The 10791-nt window shown below is 37.9% G+C and carries 11 protein-coding genes; 5 read left to right on the top strand and 6 right to left on the bottom strand.

Translation table 11 applies throughout. The features are described 5' to 3' along the window. A partial coding sequence (ilvC, locus tag ABYK33_RS09905) for a ketol-acid reductoisomerase (RefSeq protein ID WP_373033011.1) occupies window positions 1-989 on the bottom strand: 989 nt, incomplete at its 3' end. 127 nt (window positions 990-1116) lie between these two features. Between ilvC and ABYK33_RS09900 the strand changes: the two genes are divergently transcribed. Together ABYK33_RS09900 and ABYK33_RS09895 are read left to right on the top strand one after the other, a co-directional pair. Next, window positions 1117-1575, top strand: a complete 459-nt coding sequence (locus ABYK33_RS09900; protein ID WP_373033010.1) for an NfeD family protein — start codon at window positions 1117-1119, stop codon at window positions 1573-1575. Between the two features lie 9 nt (window positions 1576-1584). After that, on the top strand, window positions 1585-2442 hold the full coding sequence (locus tag ABYK33_RS09895; protein ID WP_373033009.1) for an SPFH domain-containing protein: 858 nt from the start codon (window positions 1585-1587) through the stop codon (window positions 2440-2442). Between the two features lie 103 nt (window positions 2443-2545). Here the strand turns inward: ABYK33_RS09895 and ABYK33_RS09890 are convergent, their stop codons facing one another. The 4 genes from ABYK33_RS09890 to ABYK33_RS09875 all read right to left on the bottom strand — a co-directional run bounded on the left by ABYK33_RS09890 (window position 2546) and on the right by ABYK33_RS09875 (window position 5763). Continuing rightward, window positions 2546-3376 carry a mechanosensitive ion channel family protein gene (locus ABYK33_RS09890; RefSeq protein ID WP_373033007.1) on the bottom strand — a complete coding sequence of 277 codons (831 nt, stop codon included), beginning with the start codon at window positions 3374-3376 and terminating at the stop codon, window positions 2546-2548. Window positions 3377-3479: 103 nt separating this feature from the next. Continuing rightward, window positions 3480-4088, bottom strand: a complete 609-nt coding sequence (locus ABYK33_RS09885) for a fumarylacetoacetate hydrolase family protein (RefSeq protein WP_373033006.1) — start codon at window positions 4086-4088, stop codon at window positions 3480-3482. 209 nt (window positions 4089-4297) lie between these two features. After that, window positions 4298-4834: a hypothetical protein gene (locus tag ABYK33_RS09880; protein WP_373033005.1), complete on the bottom strand. Its 537-nt coding sequence runs from the start codon at window positions 4832-4834 to the stop codon at window positions 4298-4300. Between the two features lie 293 nt (window positions 4835-5127). After that, window positions 5128-5763: a M15 family metallopeptidase gene (locus tag ABYK33_RS09875; RefSeq protein WP_373033004.1), complete on the bottom strand. Its 636-nt coding sequence runs from the start codon at window positions 5761-5763 to the stop codon at window positions 5128-5130. A 90-nt stretch (window positions 5764-5853) separates the two neighbouring features. Between ABYK33_RS09875 and htpX the strand changes: the two genes are divergently transcribed. The 3 genes from htpX (at window position 5854) to holA (ending at window position 9696) form a co-directional block, all read left to right on the top strand. Then, on the top strand, window positions 5854-6681 hold the full coding sequence (htpX, locus tag ABYK33_RS09870) for a zinc metalloprotease HtpX (RefSeq protein WP_373033003.1): 828 nt from the start codon (window positions 5854-5856) through the stop codon (window positions 6679-6681). Between the two features lie 67 nt (window positions 6682-6748). Next, a complete protein-coding gene (locus ABYK33_RS09865; RefSeq protein ID WP_373033002.1) occupies window positions 6749-8719 on the top strand; it encodes an RNB domain-containing ribonuclease in 1971 nt (656 codons plus the stop codon). Next, the gene (gene holA, locus ABYK33_RS09860) at window positions 8719-9696 is read left to right on the top strand and encodes a DNA polymerase III subunit delta (protein ID WP_373033001.1); all 978 of its coding nucleotides are present in this window, start codon (window positions 8719-8721) and stop codon (window positions 9694-9696) included. Before ABYK33_RS09865 ends, holA begins: the two co-directional genes overlap by 1 nt. Window positions 9697-9814: 118 nt before the next feature. On the opposite strand, the gene ABYK33_RS09855 is transcribed toward holA, so the two are convergent. Next, window positions 9815-10111 (bottom strand): hypothetical protein, encoded by a 297-nt coding sequence (locus ABYK33_RS09855; protein ID WP_373033000.1) that lies wholly within the window; start codon window positions 10109-10111, stop codon window positions 9815-9817. Window positions 10112-10791: the final 680 nt, after the last annotated feature.

Below are 10791 nucleotides of genomic sequence, written 5' to 3'. Positions count from 1 at the left end.
ATCCAAGGCATCATTTCACGAAGTTTATTACCAGTTTTAGTGATAAGTTTTTCTTTGTCATTGTTACGCTCAGCATTCATACGAGGGTAACCTGCTTGACCTTCAAGGATAAAGTCTTTAGCAAATCTACCATCTTGGATCTCTGTTAAGATATCTTTCATCGCTTGTTTTGACTCAGCGTTGATAACACGTTTACCAGAAACATAGTCACCATACTCAGCAGTGTTAGAGATAGAATATCTCATATCAGCGATACCACCCTCGAACATTAAGTCAACGATTAGTTTAAGTTCGTGAAGACACTCGAAGTATGCAAGTTCTGGAGCATAACCAGCTTCAGTTAAAGTTTCGAAACCAGCTTGTACAAGTGAAGCAGCTCCACCACAAAGAACAGCTTGCTCTCCAAAAAGATCCGTTTCTGTTTCGTCTTTGAAAGTAGTTTCGATAATTGCAGTTCTACCACCACCAATAGCTGATGCATAAGAAAGAGCAAGCTCTTTAGTTGTACCACTTGGGTTTTGACCAACAGCGATAAGATCTGGAATACCACCACCTCTTACAAACTCAGAACGTACAGTATGACCTGGTGCTTTTGGTGCGATCATTGTAACGTTGATGTCTTTTCTTGGATTTACTCTTCCGTAGTGAATGTTGAACCCGTGTCCAAATGCAATCGTAGCACCTTCTTTAAGGTTTGGCTCGATTTCATTTTCATAGATCTCTTTTTGGTTCTCATCAGGAAGAAGGATCATAATCACGTCAGCTTTTGCAGATGCATCTGCTACAGTCAATGTTTCAAAACCTTTAGCTTCAGCTTTAGCCCAAGATGAACCGTCTTTTCTTAGTCCTACAACAACTTCTACACCAGAATCTCTAAGGTTTTCTGCGTGTGCGTGCCCTTGTGAACCGAAACCGATCATTGCTACTGTTTTTGACTTGATGATGTTGATATCACAATCTTTATCATAATATACATTTAAACTTGACATTTATTATCCTTGATGTACGAAGTACGAAAATTTTCGCGATTATACCTAAATAATACTTATTATCCTGAATTTTATCTACACTTATTTTTTATGATATAATAAATTTTCATACAAAAAAGGAGTGACTTTGATTGAATTTCTCAACGAGACAGTTTTATGGTGGCATTGGATCGTCTTTGGTATCGGCTTACTTATTTTAGATATGACCCTGGGTACCTTTTTCATTCTTGGGCTAGGTGTCGCCGCGATTATTGTGGGGATTCTAGACATATATTTGGACCTATCCTTTACGGTAGAGCTTACTATTTGGATGATACTTTCCATACTTGCCATTGCTGCCTGGTTTAAGTGGTTTAGAGAGAATCCTATTACGGATAGCGGACAATCAAATTATAGACTCGACACTTTAGGTGTGGTCATGGAAGATATACAGCCACACAGCAGAGGAAAAGTCACTTTTGACACACCTGTACTTGGCAATACCTCCTGGCATGCCATATCAAAAGTAGATATAGATAAAGACACACGTGTACAGATCGTACAAATCAATGGTCAACTCATAGAAGTTGAACCTATAAAATCTTAAGGAATTTTCATGGAAGCATTAAATATCGTTGTCATTTTAGTCATTGGTCTTATCGTTACCCTTTATAAAGGTATCAACATCGTTCCTCAAGGTGAAGAGTGGGTCGTTGAAAGACTGGGTAAATTTTCTCGTACTCTCAGCCCTGGGCTTAACATCATTATTCCCTATATTGAAGCTGTTCGTCAAAAAATCACCACAAGGGATATCATCTTAGACATTCCTCAACAGGAGGTCATTACCAGAGATAACGCCGTTATCTTAACCAATGCCGTAACCTTTATCCGTGTGACTAATCCACGTGATGCACTTTACGGAATCGAAGATTTCAGACTTGCTATCCAACAACTGGTAATGACAACATTGCGTTCTATCTTGGGTGAGATGACTCTGGATGAAGCCCTTTCAAACCGTGAACAGATTAAAACAAGACTCAAAGACCAGATCGTAGATGATGTAGCAGACTGGGGTGTAACGGTCAAATCTGTAGAGATACAAGACATCTCACCATCAGCTTCTATGCAAGACTCGATGGAGAGACAGGCAGCAGCAGAGAGAGAAAGAAGAGCCATTGAGACTACTGCTGAGGGTAACAAAAATGCTGCCATCTTGGAAGCGGACGGTAAACTGGCTGCTGCAGAACGTGAGGCCAAAGCACAAATAGTCTTAGCCAACGCTTCCGCTGAAGCCATCAGGATGATAAGCGATAACATCCAAGACAAAGAACTCCCTGCGATGTTCTTACTTGGAGACAGATATATTAATTCACTCGAAAAGATCAGCCAAAGTGATAACTCAAAATTTGTCATCTACCCTGCGGATTTACAGGGTGCTATTAAAGGTATGTTGGGGAATGTATTTAAGAAGTAAACCCTCTACTAGTCGACGGATGATTCTTTAAATAAAAACCTTATAAAATAAATATTTTATAAGGTTTTTAACATGAATATTTTTTCTCTATAACGTAATAAATTTAAGCTTTCACTTTCACCACATCTGTATGAACATCCATTTGAGGATAAGGAATAGAGATACCTTTTTCATCAAATGTTAGCTTCACTTTTTCAGTTGTGTCAAAATGAACACCCCAATAATCTGAAGCTTTCACCCACACACGTACTGTAAAGTTCACTGAACTGTCTGCAAGTTCACCTACACCTATAAAAGATGCAGGATCCTTCAATATACGTGCATCAGCATCGACGATCTCTTGAAGGGTTGCTTTGGCCAACTTCAGATCATCATCATAACCGATACCAAAGACAAAATCTACACGACGTTCTTCTTTTTTAGAAAAGTTAGTAATATTACCAGAAGCAACAGCACTGTTTGGAATTAAGATAACCTTATTATCTGGTGTTAAAAGTGTTGTGTTAAAAAGTGTAATTGCCTCAACAGTACCACTTTCCCCTGCTACTGAAACGAAGTTACCCACTTCAAAAGGACGGAAGAGTATAAGTATTACACCAGAACCAATGTTTCCAAAGGTACCCTGTAGTGCCAAACCTATAGCCAAACCGGCAGCACCCAATATAGCTATAAACGATGTGGTATCGATACCTAAATTCTTGATTGCAGCCAAAACCACTACAACCATAAGAAGTATATCAATGATACTTGCTATAAATGCACTTAATGTTGGATCAATTTCCCCACGTTCCATCACTTTTTTGATAAGACCAGAAAGTTTTTTTGCTACCCATTTTCCAATAATAAAAATGGCAATTGCACCAATAATTCTTACACCATACTCTGCACCATATTGAATGGCCATATCCACATATTTATTTACATCTTCGTTCACTGACTTTCCTTCTTTTTTTGATTTACACAGTATACAGCATTATATAGCTTATTTCAGACCAATACAAAAGCTGATCGCATAAAGTTATATATTTTATAAGGTTTTACTTTACAATAAATTCCTCATTTAAGATTATCTTCCCATCCAAATAAATAACAGCTAAAAAGAGATCATCCCTGGCATAGTTTGCAACACCTTTTGGTGTCCCGCTCATAATTACATCACCATCTTCAAAAGTCATAAATGAGGCTATTTCACTCACAATGTTTTGTGGCTTATAGATCATTAAACTATAACTTGCATGTTGTGTCAATACGCCATTGATAAAAAGTTTCATTTCCAATGTGTCCATATTTCCTTTACATTGCACAAACTTACTGAACACTGCTGATTTATCAAAGGCTTTAGCTCGCTCCCATGGTAAACCTTTTTCTTTCATCCTGTTTTGAAGGCCAGCCTTTGTCAAATCTAATCCAAATCCGATGCCGTCTATTTTGTTATCTTTAATCAAAAAACAGATCTCACCCTCAAAACGGCAGTCTTCCTGAATAAAATAAAGTGTATTGGTTATTGCAGAATTAGGTTTATTAAAAAGTACCATGGAAGAAGGAATTTCATTGTTTAATTCATGAATATGTTCTACATAGTTTCTGCCAACGCAGATAACTTTTGATGGAGTTATTGTTTGGCTTTCATATTGTATGGTTTGCATTTTTTCTCTTTTATATCATTTTAGCAAGAAGAAAAAAATCTCTCTTCATCTTATTGCACTTTATTATTTTTGACGTAACAAACACATTATAATTTTATAAGGTTTTTATATATGTAGTAAATCTTGACATTCAGGCATCACAAACTATCGTAAAGCCCAAAGTAAAGATACTAATCAGGTTGTTACAAAAATGGCTTTGAAAAGTCTTATTATTTCTTCTTCTCTTTTAGAAGTTGAGACATTTCAAAATTATGGTTACCCTCAAGCTCTATGTCCGAAAGAATAAGTGTCAAAGAAGAAAGTCCTCTCCTTGCAACAATCTCAGTGTTTGGTTCAGGTTGCCATTTTTTTTCTTTGAACGTCTCGTATCCATTATAGTTTGGACGGATACCTACTTGAATTTCACCATACTCTCTGTCTAAAAATCTAGTTAGGTCATCGGTAAATCTTTGCATATCCTCTTCTTTGACACCAGAACCCCAAAGCACTTCTATTTTGTAAAGCATTTTACCGTTTAATGTAAAATGAAGCGTGATCTTGGCGTCTGCTCCAAGAATATTTTCTGTAAAATAAATATCCCTACAAGCATCGCTACATGTGGAACTTTTAAATTTCTTGTTGTATTCAAGACGGTTTACTTCCTCTACATTCTCCAGCGTCATTCCCGAATGCCATCCGTTAAAAGAAAAAGCGGATAGGGAAGCGGTAGAAAGAACAAACAATAGGGCCAGTGTAAATAACTTCACGAAAACTCCTTTTATGCTTTTCATGACCATGAAGCCTCTTCATCCGAAGAGGCATCTTGCTTTCTGTTGGCTGCGATATTTTTACATATATACATACTCATTGCATTTCCTTCTATTCATTCAACTTTAAAAGTAATAAGTTGTCTCCAACTTATCAATTTTAAGCATCTTATAGTTTTCATAAGAATGTATTATGCCATAACACTGTGAAAGAAATGTGAAGAGATATTAAATTTCACACAACTGTACAGAAACTTTATAATCTAATATATTTTATAATCAAAATGCCGTCTTTACTTCGAAAAGTGTTGATAGTCTTTTACTCCACTCCAGTCACCGCCCCACTTCCAACCATACTTTTTAAATATTTTAGTGGCTTTATCATATGGTAAAAGCATAGCCCTTTGTAACGTATTTTCACTAGTATGTTTACGTTTTAAGTAGGGTTTAGAAGCCTTATGACTGCTCTTTCCACTTCTGAAAATATACGGGTTTTCTATAGGATTAATATCTATGGCTTTGCCGTAGCTATGCTTTGAAAATTTCTTACTTCCTGTAGCTTTTCGGCAATTGAATGCAGAAGTATTGTCTGCTTCGATGCTTTGCCAGTCACTGCCCTTATAGTCACTCACCAATCTCATTTTATTTATGGGATAGTTTGTCTTATAAAGTGCTTTAAAGATCTCTGTCACCTCAACAGACACATCTTTGTGGACAATAATCTCACCCATCCTCTCTTCACCACTAAAATCGATATGTTTCACACGAAGGTAACGTAGATCTTCTAAAGAAACCGGACAGCCTTTTCTCCATGAATTACCTTCTATCATACGTTTTTTGATCTGAGGTGTGATGTGTGAAATGTTCGATTTGTATTCAGCAAAAAGACTTATGCTTAATAGAAGTGTTGTTAATATAATTCTTCTCATATTATTATTATAACGTATTGTATGATTTACTTTCGGTTTGCACCTATATGGTATATTAAAATAAAAATACCTACTTAAGGATAGAATACAATGGAACAATTTAAAACGTATGCGCTCATGACTGGGCTTACTCTGCTTTTTATCTGGTTTGGCGGTATGATAGCCGGACAGACCGGGATGGTCATAGCTTTTGTCGCTGCAGCTGGAATGAACTTTTATGCATATTACTATAGTGACACCCAAGTGTTGAAACATTACCATGCCATACCTGTAGACCATAACAGTGCTACAGGACTCTATGAGATCGTAGAAAGACTTACCCATCGTGCAAACCTGCCGATGCCTGCACTCTACATCATACCTGAAGCACAACCCAATGCATTTGCTACAGGCAGAAACTATGAAAATGCAGCCGTGGCTGTAACTGAGGGACTCTTGAATTTGATGACAGAAGAAGAAGTAGAAGCTGTGATCGCCCATGAACTAAGTCATATCAAACACTACGATATGCTCATCGGTACAGTCACGGCGACTATCGCTGGAGCCATTGCCATGCTTGCCCAATTTGGTATGTTTTTTGGTGGAGGAAGAGACAGACCTAATCTTCTAGTGACACTGGCACTGATGTTTATCATGCCACTGGCAGCAAGTATCATACAAATGACAGTGAGTAGAAACCGTGAGTTTATGGCAGATGCCGGTGCGGCAGAAATGACAGGTCATCCTGAATGGCTACAAAGTGCCTTGGCTAAACTTGACAACTATGCCAGAGGAACTGTGATGCACGATGCAGACCCGCAAACAGCGCATATGTTCATTATCAACCCTTTTAGCGGTAAAGATATGTCACTGAAACAACTCTTCAGTACACACCCAAGTACGGAGCAAAGAATAGAGAGACTTGAAGCGTTAAAGTAATATAATTACTCTTAATGAAAACAACACAATTGTTTACTGTAAATACCATTGAAGAGAGCCTTTAACCATGTCCCCATTTGCCATACAACTTATGCATGGATGTCTGAGTTCAGACATCGAACAAGAAGACCAGAACAGTTTTCAAGCACTGCAACAATTAGGTGCTATAGAAGAAGTAGACGGACTCTGGAAACTGGGCTCTCTCTATCGTGTAGGTAGACTCTATATAGGTAAAGATGGTAAAGGCTACGTTGAAGCAGAGTTCAAAGAGCAGCGTGACCTTCTGATAGAACCTGATCATCTTTGGGGTGCAAAACATGGAGATGTTGTCGTAGCTAAACGGATCATCGCCAGACGTGGTCGTGCCAGCGGCAAAGTACAACTTGTCATCACAAAAGCCCACCTCTTTACCATCGCCTATACACACAGAGATGAACGAGATAATTTCCTTATACTCAACATCCGTACAGGAGAACCTACACATGCCGTGATGGATGGTATGGACTTAAAAGCATTTAAACTGGGTACCGTACTGAAAGTAGATGTAGATGATGATAAAGTCTTGGAAGTGATGGGAACCCTCGATGATCCTAAAGTCGATGAAAAGATCTCACTTGCCCTGTATGAACGTGAAGATGCCTTCCCTCCTGAATGTGTCACAGATGCACTGGATGTTGAACTGGAAGTCACGAAAGAGGAACATCCGGACCGTGTAGATCTTACACATCTTGATTTCTGTACGATCGACCCGGTCACAGCAAAAGATTTTGATGATGCTATCTATTTTGATATAGAAGCCTATACACTGTATGTTGCCATCGCAGATGTCAGTCACTACGTACCCTTCTTTACAAACATAGACAAAGAAGCAAAAAAGAGAGGTTTTACCACCTACCTGCCACACAAGTCTTTTCCTATGCTTCCACGAGAACTCAGTGAAAATATCTGTTCACTCAAACCCAAAGTAGACAGACTTGCATTTGTGGCAAAGATTGCATTAGACAGAACAACACTAAAACCTTTAGAAGAAGAGTTCTTTGAGGCTATCATTCATTCAAAGCACCGTTTTAACTATGAGAACATAGACAATATATTGGAAAATCCTATTACAGATATCACTGGTACAGTAGCTGAAATCTTAACATGGTTACTCCCTCTACAAAAAATAACAGTGAGACTACATGATGAAAGACTCAAACAGGGATTTGACTTTAGAAGTGAAGAGACCAAACTCAGTATTGATGCGAACCATATGCTTATAGATACGCAAATAGAAACCGGCACTCCTTCTCACTCACTGATAGAAGAGTGTATGCTCCTGGCCAACCAGGCTTCTGCTAAACGGTTTACTGGAGAAGGTGACAGTATCTTCCGTATACATGAACCGCCTCAACTTGCCAAGATCGAAGCTTTATTGGCCGAGTTAGCTGCGATCGGACTTTATGTTGAAGAGTATGAAGATTCTCCTTCTCTCATACGTGCCATCCAGAAAGAAGCAGAAAAAATGGGTCTTGCATCAGAAGTGGACTCTATGGTCATCAAATCCTTACGGCGTGCAAGTTACGCAGCACATAATGTCGGGCACTTTGGACTGGGCTTTAGTCACTATAGTCACTTTACCTCCCCGATACGTAGATACTCCGACCTCATACTGCATCGTCTCATCAAAACGCAATTACGGGAAGATGAAGAAGAGGCAAGTTACCTGTTACGAAACATCGAACCACTTTGTGCAAGGGTATCTGAACTTGAACGAGAGGCTACCAAAGCAGAATGGGATTTTAGAGACCGTAAGTTTGCACGCTGGGCAGCAGAGCGTTTAGGTGATGTCTTTGAAGCAGAGATCATTGAAGCAGATGAAAGTGCCAAAGCTGTACTTCAAGGTGATATCGAAGGAGTCACTGTACATCTTAAAGGTGATGGTGTTATGCTTTTTGATAGAGTTAAAGTGAAGATAAGCGAAGTGAACATCGCACAAGCTGTTATTATGGTTGAACTTGTTGAAAAGTTGAGCAAAGAAGAGATGGAGTTAGCCTAATGTACCAAAGAGAATTTGACCAAAAACTTAAACAGGCACTTCCAAAAGCAGTTTTATTTTATGGTGAAAATGACTACCTCGTAGACTTCTACATTGATAACTATATCAAAAAAACAGATGCCAAAGAGAGTATGCTCAGTCTCTACCACGATGAATGGAACTTTGAACAGGCAAAGAATTTTCTTTCCCAAACTTCTCTGTTTGGCGGGACAAACCTTGTAGTGGTTAAACACGATAAAAAGATACCCAAAAAAGAACTGGATGTCCTTATCCAACTTGCAAACAAAAATGAAGACAACTACTTGCTCTACAGTTACTCAGGTGCCCCAAAAGATGCAAAAAGTATGCAATCTGCTTTTACTGAAAAAAAGGGTGGTGTATGGGTACGGTTTTTCGAACCGAATATTCGTGACGGTATAGCCATGCTACAGCAAAAAGCACAGCAGATACAGCTTGACATTGACCATTATGCCCTACAGCATCTCATGCTTATACTCAATAACAACTTGGCACTCTGTGCGAATGAACTCGATAAACTTGCCATCCTGCGCATGAAAGTCACCAGTAAAGATATCGATAGACTTGTCTACTCAACTGCCCCCTTGGCAACAGAACAGTTACTCATAGACCTATTTAATAAAAAGCCTATTACGGCAACCATTACAAAACTGCTTGATCTAGGTGAAGATGAAGCATCTTTACTTCGCTCAACACAATATTTTGTCAATCAGATCTTCCTCTTCCACGCCTACATCAAGCTCAATGGTCACGTAGATTCAGCCGCTATCCTTGGGTACAAGCTACCCAAGCAGATAGAAGAACAAAAAGCACAGTTAGCCTTACGTGTAAAATCAGCTGCACTGCTTAAGATATTTGAACATTTGTTGGAGAGTGAGATACTCATCAAAAAAGCACCTGCTACGCAAAGAGAGGTATTGGTTTACAGTATGTTGATAAAATTGCAGGGATATCTGTAACAATACTATTCCAGATCTATCGTTATTTTACATCTACTCTATAGTTATAGCTACATCCTTGAAAAGCCTATCTGGATTGAAATATAAGATGAATCAGATTGTAAGAAACAATATAGGGTTATGAACTCTCCCAGCCAACAACCAATTCACCTTTAAGCGTGAATTTAAGACCATTATCATATTCCCAAACTTCACTCTTAAATTCTTTCTCATCTTTAACTTCTATGTTATTTGGTTTACCCAGTGAATGTTCCAACATCCAAGAATCCATACCTTCCCAATACTCACCATTGTTAATTCTTTCATCTATTCTTTCGCGCCATTCCTTATGTTTAATATCATCTCTTATGCTTTTCACATAAAGAAAAAGAAAAATCACCACTATACTTGCTATACCTGCTATTATCCACCACATAATTACCTACTCTTTTATTTTAGTTTATTGCATAAGCTATAATATTTATTATATCAAATAATCTCTTAGTACAAGTGCGGTTGGCATGATTGACAAAACTGTGGTCCTATTGGACAATATATCTTCATGTAGTAATAAATGTTTTTATTTGTTAAAGTATTTATGATCGCTGATACACTTCATTTGTAGTTCCATTATTAAAATGATGTGACCGTAGGATAAAAATGTCAAGATGTTGTAAAAAATTTTGATTCATTGTACTTAGATTTCGAAGTTTGCGTAAGAGAGTTTACGTAGGTAAGTGACTGCACCCATCTTTCATAGATGAGTGCAGATCATTAAAAAGATGACCTATTAAGAGAACATTTCTCTCATTCTATATTATAGCAAGTCTACTCAGGTCCCATAAATACGGATACTATAGCATAATATTTCTATTCATCTAATTACATTTTTACTCATATTATTGTATAATTGTAGTTATAAAAGTAGTAATAAGGAGTCAATATGCCATTACGTAAAATGAAGCAGAAGAAGTTTAAAGGTATTTATGAGTACTACAAAGGCTCTGATCATGATAAAAAAACAACTGCATATTACATTTCTGTACGTGATGAAAAAGGCCTGCCTATAAAATTTAAGACCACTGCAACTTCTCCGGAAGAAGCAGTCGTAGCACT

Origin of the sequence: Sulfurovum sp. (assembly GCF_041562805.1) — a bacterium.
Classification (GTDB): Bacteria; Campylobacterota; Campylobacteria; order Campylobacterales; family Sulfurovaceae; genus Sulfurovum.
This window is presented reverse-complemented; position numbering and strand designations above follow the sequence as displayed.

Coding starts and splice junctions, on each gene's coding strand:
- ABYK33_RS09895 (WP_373033009.1), top strand. CDS start 1,585: ATGGAAGCATTAAATATCGTTGTCATTTTAGTCATTGGTCTTATCGTT.
- ABYK33_RS09885 (WP_373033006.1), bottom strand. CDS start 4,088: ATGCAAACCATACAATATGAAAGCCAAACAATAACTCCATCAAAAGTT.
- ABYK33_RS09875 (WP_373033004.1), bottom strand. CDS start 5,763: ATGAGAAGAATTATATTAACAACACTTCTATTAAGCATAAGTCTTTTT.
- htpX (WP_373033003.1), top strand. CDS start 5,854: ATGGAACAATTTAAAACGTATGCGCTCATGACTGGGCTTACTCTGCTT.
- ABYK33_RS09865 (WP_373033002.1), top strand. CDS start 6,749: ATGTCCCCATTTGCCATACAACTTATGCATGGATGTCTGAGTTCAGAC.
- holA (WP_373033001.1), top strand. CDS start 8,719: ATGTACCAAAGAGAATTTGACCAAAAACTTAAACAGGCACTTCCAAAA.
- ABYK33_RS09855 (WP_373033000.1), bottom strand. CDS start 10,111: ATGTGGTGGATAATAGCAGGTATAGCAAGTATAGTGGTGATTTTTCTT.